This is a genomic window from Microvirga sp. 2MCAF35 (assembly GCF_052115545.1).
Lineage (GTDB): Bacteria > Pseudomonadota > Alphaproteobacteria > Rhizobiales > Beijerinckiaceae > Microvirga.
In genome coordinates, this window is record NZ_JBFRGW010000016.1 from 1 (window position 1) to 21,699 (window position 21,699).

Below are 21,699 nucleotides of genomic sequence, written 5' to 3' on the forward strand. Positions count from 1 at the left end.
CGGCGGATCATTTCCGCTCGACCCAGCCGGGTCGTGCGGGCATTCTGGTGCGGGTTGTTCATCTCTCAGGTCCGTCAGGGGTTCGTGTCGCAACGACCACCTTCAGGCCCTCAGACGGGATGAACAACCTCCTCAGATCTCACATCTAGCGACGCCAGCAGCACGAACTCCCGACGCCGCTCCGTCACAGATACCTCCAGCCAACCCATCCCGACCTCCCTGCCGCCACAGCAGAAGTGTCAGGTATGTCTCCGAACAGCTGTCAGGTATGTCTCAAGGCCGTACAACAAGCCCGGTGATCCCGATCACATGAAACGCCGCGCCCCACCGTATCGGGATGGCCGGCACAAGGCCGGCCATGACAGGGCGGGTGTCATCTCCAGCCGGAAAGCGAAAACGTCGAACGCTGCGCCCGGCGCAATTCGCCGATCGCTCTGCCCACCTTGGCGAACGAGCCGCCGCGCGCCACTTTGAGCCCATCATCGAATCGCAAACGCCTCCACGACAGGCATGAAGGATCCCTACGATGGCCCAGCATCCAGCAATCGCCCCCGGCCGCGTCGCCGTCATCACCGGAGCCGCGAGCGGCATCGGGCTTGCGGCCGCCTGGCGCTTCGCGGAACTCGGCATGAAGGTCTGTCTGGCCGATCTCGAGGGCGAGGCTCTCCAGCGCGCCGACGAGGAGGTGAAGCGCGTGGCCGGCAAGCCGGAGAACGTGCTGGCCGTCGCCACCGACGTCAGCCGGCTGGGAGACGTCCAGACGCTCAAGGAGAGGGTTCATGCCGCCTTCGGCGAGGTGGCCCTGCTGATGAACAATGCCGGCACAGAGGGCGGCGGGGAGATGTTCGGCGACCTGCAGCGCTGGAATGCGATCCTGGAGACGAATCTCTGGGGCGTGATCAACGGGGCGCAGGTCTTCGCCCCGTCCATGATCGACCAGAAAACCCCATGCGCGATCATCAACACCGGATCGAAGCAGGGCATCACCACGCCGCCCGGCAACACGGCCTACAACATCTCCAAGGCGGGCGTGAAGGTCTTCACGGAAAGCCTGGCGCACGAACTGCGCAACCGGCCCGATTGCCGGGTGAGCGTGCATCTGCTCATCCCGGGCTTCGTCTATACGGGCTTCACCAGGGCGAGGGGCGTCACCGAGAAGCCGGCCGGCGCCTGGGCGCCGGAGCAGGTCGTCGATTTCCTGCTGCCGGCCCTGGAGCGCGGCGACTTCTACGTGCTCTGCCCCGACAACGAGACGACCCGGGAGATGGACGAGAAGCGCATCCGCTGGGCCGCCGAGGATATCATCGAGAACCGCCCGCCGCTCTCGCGCTGGCATCCCGATTACAAGGATGCCTTCGCCAAGGTGATGGAAGGCTGAGGACAAGTCGTGAGGTTCGACCCCGCAGCCTTCCGCCGTCAGGTCCGCCAGATCCTGGACGATCACGCCAGGGCCTTCGGCCTCCCCGAGGACCGGCATGCGATTCTGCGGCGCCAGATCGAGGCCGGGGACGACATCCATTCGCGCCGGACCTTCCCGGGCCATGTCACCACCTCGGCATTCATCCTCGACCAGACGGGCCGGCGCATCCTCCTGATTCACCATCGCTCCCTGGAGCGCTGGCTGCAGCCCGGCGGCCATTACGAGCCGCCCGACGATCTGCCAGTCTCCGCCCTGCGCGAGGCCATCGAGGAGACCGGGATGCACGACCTTGTGATCGACCCGTGGCACGGGGAGACGGGGTTGCCCGTCGACATCGACAGCCACAGCATTCCGGCGCGACCGGAGCGGGACGAGCCCGAGCACTGGCATCACGACATTCGCTATGTGGTAAGGGCATGGGAGCACGATGTCCTTCGTCCGGACCTGCGGGAGGTGCATGGCGCCGAATGGCGCGGCCTTCAGGATCTGGAATGCATAGCCCCGCAGGGCTTGCGGAATATGCGCAAACTCGGCCTTGTCGGCCCCTAACAAAAGCCCGGGGCATGCTTACATCCTTCTCCAATTAGAGCATCGTGCGGAAAAGTGGATCCGGTTTTCCGCGAAGAACGATGCTCTCATCAATGGAGAAAGCATCGGATTGGGTCCCAAAAGTGGGGTCCACTTTTGGGTCCGAGGCTTTAGTCTTGAAGGAGGATGCGATGAACGATCAGGAACGTCAGGTCATCGACGATATATTCCAGCGCCTCGAGCAGGTGGCGAACCAGCCGCGGGAGCCGGAGGCGGAGCGCTACATCGCCGAGAAGCTGCGTCGGCAGCCCTATGCGCCCTATGCCCTGGCCCAGGCGGTCTTCGTTCAGGAGCAGGCCCTGGCCAATCTCCAGGCCGACAACGAGCGCCTGCGCGCCGAGCTCGACCGGGTGAGCCGCCAGCCGCAGCAACAGGGCGGTTTCCTGTCCAGCATCTTCGGCGGCGGCGCATCGCGGCCCCCGGAGCCCGCCTACAACGCGCCGCCGGCCCGGCAGGCCTCCCCCTGGGGCCAGCCTCAGCCGCAGCAGCAGCCCTACGGGGCTCCGCAAGGCGGCCCGATGGGCGGCGCGCCCGGCCCCTGGGGTGGCATGATGCAGCGTAGCGGCGGAGGCGGGTTCCTCGGGAGCGCGCTGACGACGGCGGCGGGCGTCGCGGGCGGCATGATGATCGCCAACGCCCTGAGCCATGCCTTCAGCGGCGACAACAATCCCTTGAGTAACGTGGCGTCTGCAGCCGGCCTGGGCGGTGCCGATCAAACGGCCGACGCCGGCAATGCCGGCATCACGGATGCGCTCTACCCGAACCAGGACCAGAACCCACAGGAAGACGAACAGGACTTTTCCGACTTCGGCGGCGACGGTGGAGACGAGGGCGACTGGGCCTGAGACCACCTGCCTTCCGATGAAGGACGATCCCCAAAAGCGAATGGCCGGGCTCGCCCCGGCCATCCTGCGCAACGGCAAACCGAGTGGGTTCCGCGATCAGAGAACGACCACGCTCGCTCCGACCTTCACGCGGTTGTAGAGGTCCGTCACATCGTCGTTCAGCATGCGGATGCAGCCCGACGAGACGGCCTGGCCGATGGTGTGCGGCTCGTTGGTGCCGTGGATACGGTAGAGCGATGAGCCGAGATAGAGGGCCCGGGCGCCGAGCGGATTGTCAGGTCCGCCTTCCATGAAGCGGGGAAGATCCGGGCGGCGGCGCAGCATGTCGGCCGGCGGGCGCCACGACGGCCACTCGCGCTTCATGGAAACGGTCTGGCGTCCGCGCCACTCGAAGCCCTCGCGGCCGACGCCGATGCCGTAGCGGATCGCCCGGCCGCCGTCCTGCACCAGGTAGAGGAACTTGTTGCTGGTATCGACCACGATCGTGCCTGGACGCTCGTTGCCCTGATAGGACACGAGCTGGCGCTGGAACTCGGGCGCGATCGCATAATCGATGCTGTTGTCGTAGCCCGTGCCGTTCCCGTAATCCTGCGGCAGGGAGGCCACGGTGCTGCCGGTGGTGGTCACGTCGTAGGGATAGCCCGCCATGCGCTCGGCCTGCGAGGCGCGAGCCGACGGACGGGTCACGAGGGGATAGCTCTCGCGATAGCCGTCCTCCGCGCGGGCATAGGGGTAGTCGTAGCCCGGAGCGATGTAAGTATTGCCGTAGAAATTGCCGTTTCCATAGACCGGCTGCGCCGAGGCGGCGGCCGGCAGAAGGACGGCCAGAAGCATTGCAGAGCAAGGGATCCAAGCGCGCATTGACGTATCCTTATCGGTGATTTGCAGAATAAACGGCAAGCGCGGCTTTTGTTTCCGCCAAGCTGGATGAATTTAAGCAGGAAAGGCAGGAGAGCTTTCCTGACGACGCTGCGAAAAGGGAGTGAACCGCCAGGGAAAGTGCGGTAAGAGCCTCTTCCTTCGACGGCGCTCATCCCGGACGCCGGTTCTCACATCGTCGTGACATCATGAAATTCGGTCCCGCCCTCCGGGCGGCCGCAGGCATCGCGGTTCTCTCCATCATGGATGCGGTCATCAAGGGGATGTCCGCCCATTACCCGACCTTCCAGGTGGCGTTCCTGCGCTTCATGTGCGGAAGCATCGTCGTCACCGGCGTCGTTTCGGTTCTGAGGCCCGGCTGGCCAAACCGCGAGACCGTTGCGGCCAATGCGATCCGCTCCGTGATCGCGGTCGTCACGGCCCTGAGCTTCTTCTATGCCCTGGGGCAGCTGCCGCTCGCCGAGACCCTCGTCCTGTCGTTCCTGTCGCCGATGTTCATCGCCCTGTTCGGGATGCTGATGCTGCGGGAGAGGGTCGACAGCCGGATCGTCGGCGCCATCGGCATCGGGTTCCTGGGAACCCTCGTAGTCGTGCTCGGCCAGACGGGGGAGGCGAACGCGGCGCGCTCGTGGACGGGCGTCGGCGCGGCCCTCTTGTCGGCGATCACCTACGCGCTGAGCCTCGTGCTCCTGCGCCAGCGCGCCCAGCGGGACAAGTTCCTGCACATCGTCATCTTCCAGAATATCGGGCCGTTCATCCTGGTGGCGCCCTTCGGCCTCTGGGCGTGGCAGCCCCTTCACTACGAGCACCTGGCCTGGTTCATGCTGATGGGGGTGCTGGGCGTGATCGGCCATGTGCTCATGGCGACCGCCTATGCCAAGGCCGAGGCGGCGCGGCTGGCGCCTCTCGAATACACAGCCCTGATCTGGGCCGTGCTGATCGGCTACGGGGTCTTCAGCGAAATCCCCACCTGGGCAACCCTCGGCGGCGGCATCCTCATCGTGGCCGCAGCCGCCATGACCTCGCGGCGCTGACCTCAACCTGCCGTCCCAGGCTGGGTTCGAGGCAAGAGCCTGTCATGCCGGACAAAGTTCTGGCATGACGGGAAGGCCGATCACACGATGAGGAAATCGCCCGCGTCGAGATGCGCCTTCTTGAAGGTCGCGAACTTCACCGCCGCGTATTTCGTCCCCGAGCCGTCCGCATCGTAGAACGCATCGCCCGACTTCCTGTCGATCAGGATGCGGTCATCCTTGTCCAGCGCCGTCTTGCCGAAGCGGAGCGCGCCGTCCTTCAAAGCGCCCGTGCCGATCTTCCCGAACACCGCCTTCGACAGCTGGATCACGTCGCCTTCGCGAAAATCCGTGACAATGTCCACGTTCGTCTTGCCGAGCTTCGTCGAGAACGCGAACACGTCGGCGCCGCCGCCGCCGGTGAGCTTGTCGATTCCAAGCCCGCCGTTGAGCAGATCGTCGCCGTCCCCGCCCACGAGAACATCCGCCTTCCTGCCGCCGGTCAGGGTGAGGGAGGTGATAGTAGCGGGCGCGATTGCAGGGTCGTCAATAACCTCCGGAACTTCTCCCGGCGGGATCGAGATCACGTCCGGATCCACCTCGATGACGAAGGTGCGGTCGATGGAGGCGCCGTGCGGGTCGCTCGCGCGCACGGTGATGCTGATGTCGGCGTCGCGGTCGGTGAAGGCGCGGTCGACCAGGAGCTTGTTGCCGTGGATGCGGAAATGGTTGCCCGGATTGCTCACAAGCGAGTAGCCGAGCGCATCGCCATCGGGATCGACACCGCTCAGAATAGCGATCAGCGTGCCGACCGGAGCATCGCCATCGACCAGCGTGCTGCTGAGGGAAACGGAAGTCGGTGCGGAGTTTGTCGCCACCGCGATGGTGCGGTCGGCGAATTGGAGATACTCGATACCGGTGAGGGTGTCGGTGCCTTCGTTATCGGCACTGTCTCGCCGACGGTCGGTGACCGTGCAGCTTCCATCAGCTTGGCGCACGATGTCATAGCTGGAGAAGCTCGCGGCAAAGACTGCGATATCCGTGCCGTCACCGCCCGACAACACATCGTTCCCGATCCCGCCGACCAGCCTGTCGTCGTCGCCATAACCAGCAAGCTTATCGTTGCCGGCGTTCCCACTAAGAACATTTTGAGTATCGTTGCCGCTGAAGTCATCATTGAAGCGCCCGCCGGCTAGGTTCTCGATTCCGCGAAGAGTGGCCCAAGTCCCCTGCTTCAGAAGCTGACTGCCTTTCATACGAAGATCGACCGTGACGGAATCATAGAAACGCAAGGTATCGGAGCCGCTGCCTCCATCTATGAAATCCGTTCCTTGTCCCGAACCACTCTCGACACCCTCGATGAACATGCCAAGGAAGAAAGAGTCTGCGCCGTCTCCGCCGAAGGCGATATCCTCTCCGGCACCGAGAGCTATCTCACCTTGGAGATGACCGCCCCTCCCGTCATAAAAATCATTATCTTGGCCCAGAGAAATATTACCAACGATGCTACCACTGTTGATGATCGTGTTTGGCGCGTCCGTCTCACCCCAAACGGCATAGCGGTCGTCTCCGGTGATCGTACCTGTATTCTGAAGACTAAAGGAGGGAGATCCTGATGCGCTAATCCCGCATGTGATTCCTTTGGAAATGAGACCCGAATTAATCAGTTCGTTGTGACCCGAGTAGAACAGCACTCCGCCGAGCACTGATCCAGCATTATTGAGATAATTGGGCCCGCCTTCATTGAGTACGATCCCGAAATAGCCCCAACTGGACCCTGTGCTTACTTCACCCGTCGCGGTAATCGTAACCCTTCCTTGTGTAACGATTCCGCCCCAATTATTACTGTGGAGTCGACCTGCAACGGTGATGAGGTTGTTACCGTCCCCATAGACGGCATCTCCATATCCCATCCCCAGGATCTCACCACTTTCAAGCAGGACTAGAGAATCCCCATTCCGCAGAAAAAGGCCAGCATCGCCTTGGCGTGGCGGCGCAGGATTAGTGGCATCAATAACGTAAGTGGTCATGAGAACTCCCAGTCTTTGGAGGTGTCTTAGCTACTTAGTTGCATTAAACAAGCTCACCCGCGTCATGCGAAAGTGAGTTCTGGTCCAATCGCTGGGGTTCTCGTCATGCTGGGCGGGAGCGCGAATTCACGGTCGCCACGGGTCGGCGGCAACGGATGATCGGGATCGATGACGTGAAGGGTCATGGGAGTCTCTTAAGAAGGCATTCCCATAGCTTAACAGAATGATATTACTTTGCAAATTGACGCTGCGACAGTGTCGAGGCGGGTCTGTCGGCAAGATTTTTGCTGCTGACCTTTCGGCAGGTCTCTTGACTCCCCTCTCGCATATGCCTATCTCGCGGCGAGCGTTAGCACTCGTCAACGAACAGTGCTAACAGCCAAGGAGACCGGCGCGGCCAGAGGGGTCGCGCCTATCGTCAAAGGGGAAGTTCCATGAAGTTCCGTCCGCTGCACGACCGCGTTGTCGTCCGCCGCATCGAAGCCGAAGAGAAGACGGCCGGTGGCATCATCATCCCGGACACCGCCAAGGAAAAGCCGCAAGAGGGCGAAGTCGTCGCTGTCGGCCCCGGCGCCCGTGACGAGAGCGGCAAAGTCGTCGCCCTCGACGTGAAGGCCGGCGACCGCGTCCTGTTCGGCAAGTGGTCCGGCACCGAGGTGCGGATCGATGGTCAGGATCTCCTGATCATGAAGGAATCCGACATCATGGGCGTCGTCGCGAAGTAAGTTCGCCGAAAAGCCCTTATCCCGAATTTTTTGAACACAACACCTGGAGGCAAAGCCCATGGCTGCCAAAGACGTTAAGTTCTCCTCCGATGCTCGCGACAAGATGCTGCGCGGCGTCGACATTCTCGCCGATGCCGTGAAGGTCACGCTGGGTCCCAAGGGCCGCAACGTGGTGATCGAGAAGTCCTTCGGCGCGCCGCGCATCACCAAGGACGGCGTCACCGTCGCCAAGGAGATCGAGCTCTCCGACAAGTTCGAGAACATGGGCGCCCAGATGGTGCGCGAAGTGGCCTCGAAGACCAACGACATCGCCGGTGACGGCACCACCACGGCGACGGTTCTGGCCCAGGCCATCGTCCGCGAGGGCGCCAAGGCGGTTGCCGCCGGCATGAACCCGATGGACCTCAAGCGCGGCATCGATCTTGCCACCGCCGAGGCCGTGAAGGACATCCAGTCCCGCGCCAAGAAGGTGAAGTCCTCCGATGAGGTCGCCCAGGTCGGCACGATTTCCGCCAACGGCGACAAGGACATCGGCGAGATGATCGCCCATGCCATGCAGAAGGTCGGCAACGAGGGTGTCATCACCGTCGAGGAAGCCAAGACCGCCGAGACCGAGCTCGATGTCGTGGAAGGCATGCAGTTCGACCGCGGCTATCTCTCGCCGTACTTCATCACCAACGCCGAGAAGATGGTGGCCGAGCTCGAGGATCCCTACATCCTCATCCACGAGAAGAAGCTCTCCTCGCTCCAGCCCATGCTGCCGATCCTCGAGGCCGTCGTTCAGACCGGTAAGCCGCTCCTCATCATCGCCGAGGACGTGGAAGGCGAGGCTCTCGCCACCCTCGTGGTCAACAAGCTCCGTGGCGGCCTGAAGATTGCCGCCGTGAAGGCTCCGGGCTTCGGCGACCGCCGCAAGGCCATGCTCGAGGACATCGCCGTCCTGACCGCCGGCCAGACGATCTCCGAAGATCTCGGCATCAAGCTCGAGACCGTGCAGCTCCCGATGCTCGGCCGCGCCAAGCGCGTCCGCATCGAGAAGGAGAACACCACGATCATCGACGGCGCCGGCCAGAAGGCCGACATCGAGGCCCGCGTGTCGCAGATCAAGGCGCAGATCGAGGAGACCACCTCGGACTACGACCGTGAGAAGCTCCAGGAGCGTCTGGCCAAGCTCGCCGGCGGCGTCGCGGTGATCCGCGTCGGCGGCGCGACCGAGGTCGAGGTGAAGGAGAAGAAGGACCGCGTCGACGACGCCCTGAACGCCACCCGCGCTGCGGTGGAAGAAGGCATCGTCCCCGGCGGCGGCACGGCTCTCCTGCGCGCCAAGGGCGCGGTCGCCAAGCTGACGACCGACAACCCGGACGTCCAGGCCGGCATCAAGATCGTGCTGCGCGCCCTTGAGGCTCCGATCCGCCAGATCGCCGAGAACGCCGGCGTGGAAGGCTCGATCGTGGTCGGCAAGATCAACGACAACGCCAAGTCCGACACCTTCGGCTTCAACGCCCAGACGGAAGAGTTCGTGGACATGCTCCAGGCCGGCATCGTCGACCCGGCGAAGGTCGTCCGCACGGCTCTGCAGGACGCCGCCTCCGTGGCCGGCCTGCTCGTCACGACCGAAGCCATGGTCGCCGAGGCTCCCAAGCGCGAATCCGCTCCGGCCATGCCGGGCGGCGGCATGGGCGGCATGGGCGGCATGGACTTCTAAGAAGTCCAAGAAAAGCCGCCCATCACTCAGAAAAGCTCAAGTCCGGCAAGCCGGACTTGAGTGGCGGCATGGACTTCTAAGAAGTCCCGCCGAACAGTTCTGACTTAACGGAAGGCCCCGGAGGAAACCCCGGGGCTTTTTTGTTTAATATTGCCAAGGTTAAAGAAATATAATAACATTAGGAAAATTTATCTGCCGGGGGAAAGCATGACTATTTACGTGATTGATCAGACGCGGCCGCTGCCGCCTACGCACGATAGTTATGACCACGCACTCGACCTTGTGAGAGACGATACCGTCATTCTCTCCCAGGGTGCCTCTATTGAAGCCCTTGGCTTCGGGGCCAACGGCATCAACTGTGGAAGTAACACCACCCTCTTCATTGACGGCACGGTCTCGGCACATTCAACGGCGATTGCCACACATGGGGCAATCAACATCGGAACTTCCGGCACTGTATCGGGCCTGCGGTTCGGTATTGAGTTTACTACAGGTCAGGAAGGGGACGGGGCGAACATCCTGACCAATGCAGGCGCTCTCTGGGGAGCAGGCGCTGGCATTTCGGTTGAGAGTGTTCAGGCTTCCATCACAAATTCGGGTACCATCAAAAGCGATTATATTGGTATTGAGTGGAGAGTTACTGGTAGTGTTCCGTCCGATAGCGCTCAGATCATCATCAACAATTCCGGCACGATTGAAGGAGGTAGCAATGGTGCTGGCATAGAGTTCGGATCTCTTTCCCGCCAAGATGCAAAGCTTGTTATAAATAATACAGGTTTGATTAAAGGCGGTGGTGATTTCAATGAAGCTATTTTTGGAGTTACTTACGGCCAAAACATCATCAGAAACCAGGGACATATTGAGGGTGATATCTTCCTCTTCGACGGCGAGGACGTGTACGATGGTCGAGGCGGAACAGTCAGTGGCGTTATCAACCTCGGCAAAGGCGACGATATCGCCTATGGTGGTGATGGCTCCGAAACGTTTTATGGTGATGGCGGTCATAACTTCATCGATGGCGGTGGGGGCATCGATACGCTGAAATTCGCCTGGGAGAATTATCAATATGGCGTGCCAATTAGCATCGACCTGAGAATTACTCAGGAACAGCAGGTCAATAACGTCGGTTATATCGCGTGGTACACGGTCCGTAATGTCGAGAACTTGATCGGCAACTCGGATGATGACAGATTCATCGGCAACGACGTCGCAAACATGTTTGTCGGTGCTGCTGGCCACGACTTACTTGATGGACAGGGCGGTAATGACATTCTCAATGGTGGGGCCGGCAACGACACTCTCATTGGCGGAAGCGGCACAGACATTGCTGTGTTCTCAGGTCGTTTCTCCGACTACGATGTGTCCCTCAATGCAAATGGCACTGTAACTATCGTAGACTCGCGCTTTCCAGGCGATAGCGTGGATGTGCTCACTGGCGTCGAGTTCGCGCTCTTCAACGACATGATCTTCACCCTGCCGACGGTGTCGTCCGCGCCTGCTCCGACGACGCCAGCCCCTAATCCGACAGGGCCATTCGTGCCGCCTTCGGCACCGCTCACTCCTGTGGATGCTTCCGCTCCTCTTCCCGCCGTCGCACCGTCCACAGCCATCATGTCTCCGATCAAGAGCCATTCGTTCCATGGTGGCAAGAAGGCTGACACCTTCGCGGGCGAGAGCGGGCACGATTATCTCAACGGCGGCCTCGGGAACGACACGCTGACCGGGGGCGACGGGCAGGATACGTTTGCGTTCAGCTGCAAGCTCGGTCCCAAGAACGTGGACCGCATTTTGGATTTTCAGCATGCCGACGACTCGATCAGCCTGGCGAAGGCGGTGTTCGGCAAGATCCAGAAGGGCATGCTGACCAAAGGCGCCTTCTGGATCGGCGCCCAGGCGCACGACAGGAGCGACCGCATCATCTACAACGACAAGACCGGCGCCCTGTCCTACGACGCGGACGGCACGGGCACGAAATACACGGCGATCAAGTTCGCGCAATTGAAGGTGGGGACGCTGCTGCTGGCGGACGACATCTTCACCGTGTGATGTCTGGCGCATCGTGTGACCCTGCGGGTCTGCACGACGTACCCATATCATTCAAACACTCGGCCCTCATCCTGAGGAGGATTGCGTGAGCAATCCGTCTCGAAGGAGGTTCCAGACGACACTGGACACTCCTTCGAGACGCAGACTGCGTCTGCTCCTCTGGATGAGGTGAGAGGGTGTCCATGGTCTGTGTTTTGAAGTGCGCATCGTGCGGTGTGAAAGGGCCATGCCCACTTTTCGCACGATGCGCGATAAAAACTTACGCCGCCTGCTTCAGGCCTTCGGCCATAAGCGCTTCCTGCACCTTCGGGCGCTCGGCCACGCGGGCCATGAAGGCGCTCAGGTTATTGAAGGACGAGATATCGATGGCGTGGAAGTTCGTCCAGTTCATCACCGTGAAGAGATAGGCATCGGCGATCGTGAAGGTGTCGCCCATCAGGAAGGGCTGCTTGGCGAGCGTCTCGTCGAGATAGGCGAAGCGGGTGGCAAGGCGGTCCTTCGCGGCGGCCTTCACGGAATCCGGCGTCGTGGGGTTCCAGAGCGGGCCGAAGCCCTTGTGGATCTCCGAGCTGATGAAGGTCAGCCACTCGATCAGGCGATAGCGCTCCGTGGTGCCGTTGGCGGGGGCAAGGCCGGCGCCTGGTTGCTGGTCGGCGAGGTACTGGATGATCGCGGCCGCTTCCGTGAGCAGGGAGCCGTCCTGCAAGGCGATGGCCGGCACATAGCCCTTGGGGTTGATGGCGCGGTAGTTCTCGCCGGTCTCGGTGAGATGCTTCGAGAGATCCACCTTCACGAGGGTGACCGGAAGGCCGGCCTCGCGGGCCACGATATGGGGAGCGAGCGAGCAGGCGCCGGGGCTGTAGTATAGCTTCATCGGTGTGGTCCTTATGTTTGGCGAGAGCCGGTTGGAAATTTCATGCAGTTGCATGAATACTTATATGCACTTGCATCGAAATGTCAAACATGATGCAATTGCATGGAAGCATGAAGGGCTTTGCCGTGGCGCAAGATGTGCAGGAACCGTCGGATGCTGTGACAGATGCCTGGGTCCGCCTCATCCGGGCGGGGAGGGCGGTTGTCGGCCAGATCGAAGCGGAGTTGAAAGGCGCTGGGTTTCCGGCTCTGACCTGGTACGACGTGCTCCTGCATCTGAAGCGCCGTTCCGACGGCCGTTCCTCGCCGCGGGAGATCGAGGATGCGGTGCTCTTCGAGCAGTACAACCTGTCCCGTCTTCTGGACCGGATGGAGAGCGACGGGCTTGTGCGCCGGGTGCCTTACCCTGGGGACCGGCGGCGCCAGCTCGTCGAGATCACCGAGGAGGGGCGGGCGCTCCAGAGACGCATGTGGGGTGTCTACGGTCCGGCCATCAACCGCTCCATCGGCGGGAAACTCTCGGAGGAGGAGGCGGAGCAGCTTGCAGCCCTCCTGCTGAAGCTGATGCATTCCGAGAATGCCTGAGCCTCGACGAACGATCTGGACCGAAGGGCGTTCATGAGAGAAGACGGCTAAGTTCCAGCCGACGAGGGATCCTCCGTGACACGCAGTTCCTCACTCTCGACCAGATCACGGCGCAGCATTGTGGCCAGCCTGGCTCTTCTCCTCGTGGCTGCCGTCATCCCGGGACTGCCTTCGGCTCGGGCGCAGTCGGAGCCAGCCTCGCGTCCCAGTTCCACGGCCATCCGAACGCCGGATTTCGACGAGACCCTGCGCTGGTACCAGGACAAGCTCGGGTTTCGGCTGATTGGCTCCGAGAACTTTGTTCAGGGGCGCACAGCCGTTCTGGAGCGAACCGGCTTTCTCCTGGAGGTCACCGAGGTCGATCACCTGCTGCAACAGGATCAGGACCCCGCAGTGACGGTCACGCGGCTGCCGGTCATCAGTCTGCTCGTTCCCGATGTGGACAAGGAGGTCGCACGCCTGCGGAAGGCTGGGGTGGATATCCTTCAGAACCCCGAAGACGAGCTCGACGGCCGCTTTCGCACGGCGCAGATCCGTGACAACGGCCGCCATCGGATCGAACTACGCGAGCCCATCGACGAGAGCGGCTTCAACGCCATGGGACGGTGAAGAAAATTATCCCGGAGCCTGGAATAAGGCCGGGCTTGGGGTGTCTCTCGACTTGTGGTCATCATCGACCTCAGGAGGACACCCATGAAGCTGCTACTGCGTCCGGCAATCCTGGCCGGAGCCCTTCTCGCCGCATCCGCTGCACTTGCACAGACCGCAGCGCCTGCGAAGGTCGCGGATACGAGCAAGGGCAAGGCCCTCGTCGATGCCAAGGGCATGACCCTTTACACCTTCGACCGCGATACGGCCGGGAAATCCGCCTGCAACGGCCAATGCGCCCAGAACTGGCCGCCGCTCATGGCAGCCGGCGCCGCCGCCGCATCGGGCGACTGGAGCGTGGTGACCCGCGACGACGGCTCCAAGCAATGGGCCTATAAGGGCAAGCCGCTCTATCTCTGGGTGAAGGACACCAAGCCCGGCGAGGTCACGGGCGACGGCGTCAACAACGTCTGGCATGTCGCGGCACCGTAAGTGTTGCAGGACGGGCCGGTTCATCGTTGAATGATGCCGCCAACCGAGACTTGACCTTGGACGAGATCGCCTCCCTTCTCGAACCGCAGATACCGGGCCTGCGCCGCTACGCCTGGGCGCTCCTGCGCGACGGCGAGGCGGCGGACGATCTCGTCCAGGATACGCTGGAGCGCGCGATCAGCCGCTGGAGCCAGCGACGCGACGGCGATCTGCGGGCCTGGCTCTTCGCGATCCAGCGCAACCTGTTCATCAACAGCCTGCGCCGGCGCAGGGCGCACGGCACGCGCGTGGGTGAGGACGCCCTGAACGACGTTCAGGCCCCCGACATGAGCCCGGAAAGCCATGCCGGGTTGTACGACGTCCTGAGGGGGCTCGATGCCCTGCCCGAGGAGCAGCGTTCCATCCTGCTGCTGATCGGTGTCGAGGACCTGTCCTACGAGCAGGCCGCGCAGGTGCTGGACATCCCGCTCGGCACGGTGATGTCCCGCCTGAGCCGCGCGCGGTCGCGTCTGAGGGAGTTCATGGAGAACGGGCGCAGCGCCACCTTGAGGAGAGTGAAGTGACGGGCGAGCGACCCATCGGAGAAGACGATCTGCAGGCCTTTGTCGATGGCAGGCTCCCGTCGTCGCGGCGCGACGCGGTGACGGCCTATCTCGCCGAGCATCCGGGGACGGCCGAACAGGTCGAGCGCGAGAGCGCGCATCGGGAGGCCCTGCGCACGCGACTCGCCTTCAAGGCTCAGGAGCCCATTCCCTCGCGACTGCGCGTCGCCAATATCATGGCTGTGCGGCGCCGCTCCTCGCCATGGCGTCCTGCGGCATTCGCCGCCGTTCTGGCGTGGCTTGCGATCGGCGGAGTCTTGGGCGCCTGGGGCGGCTTCTGGTGGGCGTCCCGCACGCAGAGGCAGGCGGAGGCCGTGAGCGTCGCCGACAACGCCATCGCGGCGCATCGCATCTATGTCAGCGAGCGGCTGCACCCCGTGGAGGTTCCCGCCGACCAGGAGGCGCATCTCGTGCAATGGCTGTCGCGCCGCGTGGGCAAGCCGCTGACGGCGCCGAATCTGAATGCCCAGGGCTATCACCTCATCGGTGGGCGGCTGCTTCCCGACAGCGGCGAGGCGGCGGCGCAATTCATGTATGAGAGCGTGGGCGGAAATCGCCTGACGCTCTATGCCCGCTCAGGCGGAGACGAGGCGGAAACATCCTTCCGTTTCGAGGAGCGGGACGGTGTTTCCGCATGCTCCTGGATCGACAAAGGTCTGTCCTATGTGGTGACGGCAAAAGTGAGCCGTGCCGAGCTTCTGCCGATTGCCGAAGTGATCTACAAGCAGCTTGAGGCTACAAGCGAACCCGCAAAGGGACACTTGTAGCCTTCTTGGCGATGCCTACAGCTGATTCCATGTAAATGGAATCAGCTCTTTGCTTTGATTTGCCGCGTTTTTGACGGTGAACCGGATCCACTTCACCGAAAAAAGCTCTAGCCGAACACAGCCGGGTCCGGGCCGACGCGGCCGGAGGCATCGTCGAGCCTGACGATGGCGCGCACATCTTCCGCATCCATCACGAAATCGAAGATATCGAGGTTCTCGCGGATGCGCGAAGGCGTGACGGACTTCGGGATCGCGATGAAGCCGTTATCCAGATGCCAGCGAAGGATGACCTGGGCCGGAGTCTTGTCGAACTTGCGCGCGAGGGCGACGAGCTCTTCGTTCTCGAGAAGCGTGCCCTGGCCGAGCGGACTCCAGGCCTCGGTGGCAATCCCGTTCGCCGCATGGAACTCGCGCAGTTCCTTCTGCTGGAAGCCCGGATGCAGCTCGATCTGATTGACGGACGGCGTCACGCTGGTTTCGCCGATCAGCCGCTGCAGATGCGGCACCATGAAGTTCGACACGCCGATGGATTTCGCGCGGCCATCCTGCTTCAGCTTGATCAGCGCGCGCCATGTGTCGAGATAGGCTTCGCTGCCCGCGACCGGCCAGTGGATGAGATAGAGATCGACATGATCGAGCCCGAGACGCGCGAGGCTCTCGTCGAAGGCCCGCAGGGTGTTGTCGTAGCCGTGGCGGTCGTTCCAGACCTTCGTGGTGATGAAGAGCTCCTCGCGCGAGACGGGCGCGGCCTTGATGGCCTGCCCCACACCTTCCTCGTTGCCGTAGATGGTGGCCGTGTCGATGGAGCGGTAACCGGCCCTGATGGCCTCGCCGACGACGCTCGCGGCTTCCTCGTTGGAGACCCGCCAGACGCCGTAGCCGAGTTGCGGCATGGCGTTTCCATCGTTCAGGCGGACAGTGGGTATGGTCGGCATAGACTGCTCCATTGATCGTGCGGCAGGAGATTAGAGTCAGGTTGGAATAAGCAAATAGTGATCGTCCCGGGCCGGCGCCATGCCGGAACCGGCATAGCCACCCCGCGTTGCAGGCTTGCCACATTGTCTCTCGATGCAGGAGCTCGCATTGTCCGTCCCAGAAGCGCGGAAGGGTACACCCGATCCGACCCTCGACCAGGCCGAGTTCCGCAAACGGTTTCTCCAGCAGTTCCAGGATCCTGCCTTCGATCCTCTGGGGGACGAGCTTCAGCGGATCGCCGACGCGGCCTGGGATGCTTACAGCCATCACAGGAAAAGCCCCAGGACCCGCAAGGCGGGCCCAGGCTTCGCCGATCCCGATTACGATCTCGCGGTCGACTGGATCGCCGCGAAGGAAGCGATCGACCTGGCGCAGAAACGGCACGAGGACCCGGGCGCTCCATCCCGGTTCCTCCTGATATCGGCCTCGTCGCGCAGCGAGCACACCTGTCCCGGCGAGATGTCCAAGAGCTACCGTCTCGTGGAGATCGCCCGTCAGGTTCTCGCCAGCGCCGGAAACGCCGAGGTCGAAGTACTGGAATTGAGCCGTCTGACCTCTGAGTACGGCCGCCACATTCATCCCTGCAAGGCCTGCTTCTCGACGGCCGCCGCTTTGTGCCACTGGCCCTGTTCCTGCTACCCCAACTACTCGCTCGGACAGACCCAGGACTGGATGAACGACATCTACCCGAAATGGGTGGAAGCTCATGGCGTCATGATTGTCACCCCGGTCAACTGGTATCAGGTCTCGTCTCCCCTGAAGCTGATGATGGACCGGCTCGTCTGTGCCGATGGCGGCAATCCGGACCCGACATCGACCCAGGGCAAGAAGACGGATCTCGCGAAGGGGCTCGAGCTGAAGGGCTGGGATTATCCCAAGCACCTGGAGGGACGCCTCTTCTCCGTCATCGTTCACGGTGATGCGGAGGGCGCGGGCGGCGTCCGCCGCAGCCTGTCCGACTGGCTGCGCGCCATGGATCTCGAGCCCGCGGGCGCAGCCGCGGAATTCGAGCGCTATATCGGCTATTGGAAGCCCTACGCCACCAGCCACGAGGAACTCGACCGGGATCAGGCCGTGCAGGATGAGGTGCGCAACGCCGCATGGACGCTGCTGGAGGCCGTCAGGGCGAAGCGGGAGGGGAAGCTCGTCTCCGCCGGCGAAACTTTGAAAGAACCGCGGCAGAAGTAAAGCCACAGCGCGGCCACGATGCCTTTGTGGAAAGACGGCCGATTCCGCTCGATGCACCAGCATCTTCGGAGAAACGGCTCCGGGCCGCACTTGACGACACGCTCTTCAAAGAGCGGAGCACCGGATCGGTCCCAACCCTCAGCCCTCATCCTGGGAGGATTGCGTGAGCAATCCGTCTCGAAGGAGGCTCCAGTGCACTCTGGAACCTCCTTCGAGACGCAGCCTGTGGCTGCTCCTCAGGATGAGGTGAGAGAGGATTGAAGCGTCATGAAAGGATCGGACATGAAAAGCGGCCCCATTTTTGGGTCGATCCGATGCTCTGTAAGACCGGGCATTGCGCCCGGCCTCGCAGCGAGAGCGTTCCTTCGCTCAAGCCTATTTCGGAGCCGATTTGATCTCCGCATCCCATTTCTTGAGCAGGCGCGTCCGCTCCGCCACGGAGCCGTATTTGGCCGTATCGTAGTTGATCAGCTTCATCTCCGAGAGCTTCGGCGCATCCGGCGAAACCGGCGCGTTCTTGTTGGATGCGATGGAATAGATCTTCAGGTCCGCCCCCACGAGCTTCTGCGCTTCGGCTGAAAGTGCCCAGTCCACAAACTTCTGCGCCGTCTCCGTATTCTTGCCACCCTTCACGACGGAGATGGAGCCGGTCTCGTAGCCCGTGCCCTCGCAGGGTGCCAGGGTTTTGACCGGAGCTCCCTCGGCGATCATCGTCACCATGTCGTGCATGAACGCGATGGCGATTCCGGTCTCGCCCAGGGCCACGGCCTTGACCGGCGCGGCGCCCGACTTTGTGTACTGATTGACGTTCTTGTGCAGGCTCTTCATGTAGTCGAAGGCCTTGTCCTCGCCCATCAGCTGAACGAGCGAGGCCAGGAAGACATAGGCCGTGCCGGACGAGTTCGGATCGGATACCTGCACCTCGTCGCGGTATTTCGGATCGAGCAGATCCGCCCAGCATTTCGGCTCCGGCAGGCCGCGGCTTTCGAGCACTTTCGTGTTGTATCCGATACCGAGGGCGCCGAGGTAAGTTCCCGTCGCGCGGTACCCGGCCTGCTCGGAAAAGCGCTGGGCCCAATCGTGCAACTCCGGCAGCTTGGGCGACTTGTATTCGGCCGTCAGCCCTTCCTCGGCCGCCTGAATGTGGGAATCGCCAGGGCCACCCCACCACACGTCCGCGCGCGGATTCGCGGCTTCGGCCCTGATCTGCGCCAGGGTTTCGCCGGTGCTCTTGCGCACCATCGTGGCCTTCGCGCCCGTCGCCTTCTCGAAGGCTGCGACGCCGACGCGGCACTGCTCTTCGAGGATGGAGCAGTAGATCGTGATCGGCGCCTGAGCCTGAGCGGCGTAAGGTGCCGCGCAGAGGGTCGTCGTGAGGGCGAGGCCCAGCAGTGACAGTCGCATGAGATTTCCTCCCGGAATGCCGGGCTGCATCGGCCCGGCTGACATTGTGATTCAAGAAACCATGCGATGAGGAAACTTAGCCGGCTTTTTTGTCAAGGCGGCTTTGGTCGAGAGCGCATCCGCTCAACAAAAAGGCCGGGCATGATGCCCGGCCTTCGGATCATTAGACGATGCCCGCTTACCAGCTGGTCAGCACAGAGCCCTTGAACTTCTCCTCGATGAACTTCTTCACCTCGGGGGTGTGGTAGGATTCGACGAGGGCCTTCACCCAGGGCTTGTCCTTGTCCTCGCTGCGCACCGCGATGATGTTCACGTACGGACCCTTCGGGTTCTCGCGGGCAATCGGGTCCTTCACCGGATCGAGGCCGCCGGACGTCGCATAATTGGTGTTGATGATCGACGCATCCACGTCGTCGAGCACGCGCGGCCCCTGGGCGGCTTCGATCTCGACGAACTTGATCTTCTTCGGATTGTCCGTGACGTCGAGCGGCGTGGGCTTGTAGCCGGTGCCTTCCTTCAGCTTGATCAGGCCCTTGTCCTGCAGGAGGATAAGGGCGCGGCCGCCATTGGTCGGATCGTTCGGGATCGAGATCGTTGCGCCGTTCGGCAGAGCATCGAGGCTCTTGTGCTTCTTCGAGTAGATCCCGATCGGGAAGTTCACGGTGAGCGCGACGCTCTCGATCTTGAAGCCGCGGTCGGCCACCTGATTGTCGAGATAGGGCTGGTTCTGGAACGAGTTCGCCTCGATGTCGCCGCCGGCGAGAGCCGTGTTCGGAACCACGTAGTCGGAGAACTCGACGATCTTGATGTCGAGACCCTTCTTCGCTGCAATGGGCTTCACGGCTTCGAGGATCTGCGCATGCGGGCCGGGCGTGACGCCGATACGGATGGTCTGGTTCTGCTGCGCAAGAGCGGGCAGGGCGGCGAGCGAGAAGAGGGCGGCAAGCCCCAGCTTCTTGAGGGACATCGGATACTCCTTGTACGATGTTCTTAGGTAACGATCAGGCGTGACGGATGCGCTTGTTGAGGCGGCGGGCGAGGCGGTCGCCGATGCTCTGCACGGCCTGGACCAGGACGATGAGCACCACCACGACGGCGAGCATCATTTCGGGCATGAAGCGCTGATAGCCGTAGCGGATGCCGAGGTCGCCGAGGCCGCCGCCGCCGACCGCGCCCACCATGGCCGAGAAGCCCAGAAGCGACACGACGGCGAGCGTGAGGCCGAGCACGATGCCGGGCAGGGCTTCCGGGATCAGCACCTTGCGCACGATCTGGATTGGACTTGCTCCGAAGGCGCGCGCGGCCTCGATCAGGCCCTGGTCCACCTCGCGGATCGCACCTTCGATGAGGCGTGCGATGAAGGGCGTGGCGGCAATGGTCAGCGGCACGATGGCTGCATTGGTCCCGATGGAGGTGCCGGCGATCAAGCGCGTGAAGGGAATGATCGCGACGACGAGGATGATGAAGGGCGTGGAGCGCGTGGCGTTGACCACGACGCCGAGCACGCGGTTGACCCAGGGGGCGGCGAAGAGCTCACCCTTGCCGGAGGTGGCGAGAAACACGCCGAGCGGCAGGCCGAGGAGGGTGGCGATCAGGGCCGCGACCGCGACCATGTAGAGGGTTTCACCGGTGGAATTGGCGATGAGGCGGATCATCTCAGGCGACATGGCCGAGGACCTCCGTGTCGAGACCGTGCTTGTTCAGAAAATCGAGCGTGGTGGCGAGGGACTGCTCCGGCACGCCGACCACCAGGGTGCCGAAGGGCCGTCCGGCGATCTCGTCCACCGAGCCCGACAGGATGTTGGTCTCGATGTTGAGATCGCGGGCGAGTCGCGCGAGAACCGGATCCGTCGCGTGCGGACCGCGGAAGCCGATGCGGACGACCGCCTGGCTGCCAGGCGTCGCCTCGGTCTTGAGCCTGCTCTGCACATAAGGCGGAAGCGCGCGGCCGGATTCATCGGCCAGGAAGGAGCGGGTGACCTCGTGCTGCGGCCGGGTGAACACCTCGAACACGTCGCCCTGCTCGACGATGCGCCCGCCCTCGATCACCGCGACCTCGCGGGCGATGTTGCGGATCACCGCCATCTCGTGGGTAATGAGCAGGATCGTCAGGCCGAGCTCGTCGTTGATGCGGCCGAGCAGGTCGAGGATCGACCGGGTGGTCTCCGGGTCTAGGGCGGAGGTCGCCTCGTCCGACAGGAGAACCTTCGGCTTGGTGGCGAGCGCCCGGGCGATGCCGACGCGCTGCTTCTGGCCGCCGGAGAGCTCGGAAGGGTAGCGGTTGCGCTTGTCCGAGAGACCCACGAGGGCCAGGAGCTCCTCGACGCGGGTCTTGATCTCGGCCTTGTCGTAGCCGGCGACCTCGAGCGGCAGGGCAATGTTCTGGGCGGCCGTGCGCGAGGACAGCAGGTTGAAGTGCTGGAAGATCATGCCGATGGAGCGGCGGGCGTGACGAAGGGCCGCTTCGGGAAGAGCCGCGATGTCGGCGCCATCAACGATCACCTTGCCGGAGGTGGGTTTCTCGAGCCCGTTCACCAGGCGGATCAGGGTCGACTTGCCGGCGCCCGACCGGCCGATCACGCCGAGGATCGAACCCTGGGACACTGCGAGGTTGATCTCCTGCAGGGCCGTCACAGGCTGACCGTCACGGCCGGGGAAGGTCTTCGACACCTTGTCCAGGCGCACGATGGCCTCCGCCGGAATCAGGCGTTGGGCGGTCTGTTCGCCGAGATATCCAAGGGGGGCGTTCATGAGGTCGCCTTTTCAGTGACGTCGGGATGTCGATATGACACATGAGACATCCCGTTCTCTAAGTCAACCTTTTCGTTCGTTAAACAGGACAATCTGCTTTCTCCGAACGGAGCAGGGCATATAACGGCCTGTTGCTCATCTCACAAGGCTGCTATCGCTTGCAGAGAGCGGGAGTTCCTCCTTTCTTTCGCCACAAGCACCATTGATCCGGCTTCTCCGGATT

General features: G+C 62.7%; 21 protein-coding genes. 13 read left to right on the top strand and 8 right to left on the bottom strand.

The features are described 5' to 3' along the window. Nucleotides 1–526: 526 nt before the first annotated feature. From AB4097_RS10145 to AB4097_RS10155, 3 genes are all read left to right on the top strand, one after another. On the top strand, nt 527–1,378 hold the full coding sequence (locus AB4097_RS10145) for an SDR family NAD(P)-dependent oxidoreductase (RefSeq protein ID WP_442039072.1): 852 nt from the start codon (nt 527–529) through the stop codon (nt 1,376–1,378). A 9-nt stretch (nt 1,379–1,387) separates the two neighbouring features. Beyond that, on the top strand, nt 1,388–1,969 hold the full coding sequence (locus AB4097_RS10150) for an NUDIX hydrolase (protein ID WP_442039074.1): 582 nt from the start codon (nt 1,388–1,390) through the stop codon (nt 1,967–1,969). Nucleotides 1,970–2,139: 170 nt separating this feature from the next. After that, nucleotides 2,140–2,853 carry a DUF2076 domain-containing protein gene (locus tag AB4097_RS10155; RefSeq protein ID WP_442039076.1) on the top strand — a complete coding sequence of 238 codons (714 nt, stop codon included), beginning with the start codon at nt 2,140–2,142 and terminating at the stop codon, nt 2,851–2,853. Between the two features lie 96 nt (nt 2,854–2,949). Here the strand turns inward: AB4097_RS10155 and AB4097_RS10160 are convergent, their stop codons facing one another. Continuing rightward, the gene (locus AB4097_RS10160; protein WP_442039078.1) at nt 2,950–3,714 is read right to left on the bottom strand and encodes a L,D-transpeptidase; all 765 of its coding nucleotides are present in this window, start codon (nt 3,712–3,714) and stop codon (nt 2,950–2,952) included. A 206-nt stretch (nt 3,715–3,920) separates the two neighbouring features. Here AB4097_RS10160 and AB4097_RS10165 point away from each other — a divergent pair, with 206 nt between their 5' ends. Beyond that, nucleotides 3,921–4,766, top strand: a complete 846-nt coding sequence (locus AB4097_RS10165; RefSeq protein WP_442039080.1) for a DMT family transporter — start codon at nt 3,921–3,923, stop codon at nt 4,764–4,766. An 80-nt stretch (nt 4,767–4,846) separates the two neighbouring features. On the opposite strand, the gene AB4097_RS10170 is transcribed toward AB4097_RS10165, so the two are convergent. Beyond that, complete coding sequence (locus AB4097_RS10170) at nt 4,847–6,775, bottom strand: hypothetical protein (protein ID WP_442039082.1); 1,929 nt, start codon at nt 6,773–6,775, stop codon at nt 4,847–4,849. A 434-nt stretch (nt 6,776–7,209) separates the two neighbouring features. Between AB4097_RS10170 and groES the strand changes: the two genes are divergently transcribed. From groES to AB4097_RS10185, 3 genes are all read left to right on the top strand, one after another. Further along, on the top strand, nt 7,210–7,500 hold the full coding sequence (gene groES, locus AB4097_RS10175; protein WP_203440895.1) for a co-chaperone GroES: 291 nt from the start codon (nt 7,210–7,212) through the stop codon (nt 7,498–7,500). Nucleotides 7,501–7,558: 58 nt separating this feature from the next. After that, complete coding sequence (gene groL / locus AB4097_RS10180; protein ID WP_442039085.1) at nt 7,559–9,205, top strand: chaperonin GroEL; 1,647 nt, start codon at nt 7,559–7,561, stop codon at nt 9,203–9,205. Between the two features lie 207 nt (nt 9,206–9,412). Then, a complete protein-coding gene (locus AB4097_RS10185; RefSeq protein WP_442039087.1) occupies nt 9,413–11,251 on the top strand; it encodes a calcium-binding protein in 1,839 nt (612 codons plus the stop codon). A gap of 259 nt (nt 11,252–11,510) precedes the next feature. Here AB4097_RS10185 and gstA read toward each other — a convergent pair whose 3' ends face one another. Beyond that, on the bottom strand, nt 11,511–12,125 hold the full coding sequence (gstA, locus tag AB4097_RS10190) for a glutathione transferase GstA (RefSeq protein ID WP_442039089.1): 615 nt from the start codon (nt 12,123–12,125) through the stop codon (nt 11,511–11,513). 110 nt (nt 12,126–12,235) lie between these two features. Between gstA and AB4097_RS10195 the strand changes: the two genes are divergently transcribed. The 5 genes from AB4097_RS10195 to AB4097_RS10215 all read left to right on the top strand — a co-directional run bounded on the left by AB4097_RS10195 (nt 12,236) and on the right by AB4097_RS10215 (nt 15,158). Beyond that, on the top strand, nt 12,236–12,709 hold the full coding sequence (locus tag AB4097_RS10195; protein ID WP_442039091.1) for a MarR family winged helix-turn-helix transcriptional regulator: 474 nt from the start codon (nt 12,236–12,238) through the stop codon (nt 12,707–12,709). A 75-nt stretch (nt 12,710–12,784) separates the two neighbouring features. Continuing rightward, on the top strand, nt 12,785–13,318 hold the full coding sequence (locus AB4097_RS10200; RefSeq protein WP_442039093.1) for a VOC family protein: 534 nt from the start codon (nt 12,785–12,787) through the stop codon (nt 13,316–13,318). Nucleotides 13,319–13,402: 84 nt separating this feature from the next. After that, entirely contained in the window at nt 13,403–13,789 is a 387-nt protein-coding gene (locus tag AB4097_RS10205; RefSeq protein WP_442039095.1) for a COG4315 family predicted lipoprotein, read from the top strand. A gap of 56 nt (nt 13,790–13,845) precedes the next feature. Then, nucleotides 13,846–14,352 carry a sigma-70 family RNA polymerase sigma factor gene (locus AB4097_RS10210; protein ID WP_442039097.1) on the top strand — a complete coding sequence of 169 codons (507 nt, stop codon included), beginning with the start codon at nt 13,846–13,848 and terminating at the stop codon, nt 14,350–14,352. Continuing rightward, entirely contained in the window at nt 14,349–15,158 is an 810-nt protein-coding gene (locus AB4097_RS10215) for an anti-sigma factor family protein (RefSeq protein ID WP_442039099.1), read from the top strand. The genes AB4097_RS10210 and AB4097_RS10215 overlap by 4 nt, the downstream gene beginning before the upstream one ends. A 107-nt stretch (nt 15,159–15,265) precedes the next feature. Here the strand turns inward: AB4097_RS10215 and AB4097_RS10220 are convergent, their stop codons facing one another. Further along, nucleotides 15,266–16,093: an aldo/keto reductase gene (locus AB4097_RS10220; protein ID WP_442039101.1), complete on the bottom strand. Its 828-nt coding sequence runs from the start codon at nt 16,091–16,093 to the stop codon at nt 15,266–15,268. Nucleotides 16,094–16,226: 133 nt separating this feature from the next. On the opposite strand from AB4097_RS10220, the gene AB4097_RS10225 reads away from it, so the two are divergent. Beyond that, nucleotides 16,227–17,321, top strand: a complete 1,095-nt coding sequence (locus AB4097_RS10225) for a flavodoxin family protein (protein WP_442039103.1) — start codon at nt 16,227–16,229, stop codon at nt 17,319–17,321. A gap of 375 nt (nt 17,322–17,696) precedes the next feature. Here AB4097_RS10225 and AB4097_RS10230 read toward each other — a convergent pair whose 3' ends face one another. The 4 genes from AB4097_RS10230 to AB4097_RS10245 all read right to left on the bottom strand — a co-directional run bounded on the left by AB4097_RS10230 (nt 17,697) and on the right by AB4097_RS10245 (nt 21,476). Then, nucleotides 17,697–18,725 (bottom strand): ABC transporter substrate-binding protein, encoded by a 1,029-nt coding sequence (locus AB4097_RS10230; RefSeq protein WP_442039105.1) that lies wholly within the window; start codon nt 18,723–18,725, stop codon nt 17,697–17,699. A 178-nt stretch (nt 18,726–18,903) separates the two neighbouring features. After that, complete coding sequence (locus AB4097_RS10235; protein WP_442039107.1) at nt 18,904–19,692, bottom strand: MetQ/NlpA family ABC transporter substrate-binding protein; 789 nt, start codon at nt 19,690–19,692, stop codon at nt 18,904–18,906. Between the two features lie 34 nt (nt 19,693–19,726). Beyond that, the gene (locus tag AB4097_RS10240) at nt 19,727–20,392 is read right to left on the bottom strand and encodes a methionine ABC transporter permease (RefSeq protein WP_442039109.1); all 666 of its coding nucleotides are present in this window, start codon (nt 20,390–20,392) and stop codon (nt 19,727–19,729) included. Next, complete coding sequence (locus AB4097_RS10245) at nt 20,382–21,476, bottom strand: methionine ABC transporter ATP-binding protein (protein ID WP_442039111.1); 1,095 nt, start codon at nt 21,474–21,476, stop codon at nt 20,382–20,384. The genes AB4097_RS10240 and AB4097_RS10245 overlap by 11 nt, the downstream gene beginning before the upstream one ends. Nucleotides 21,477–21,699: the final 223 nt, after the last annotated feature.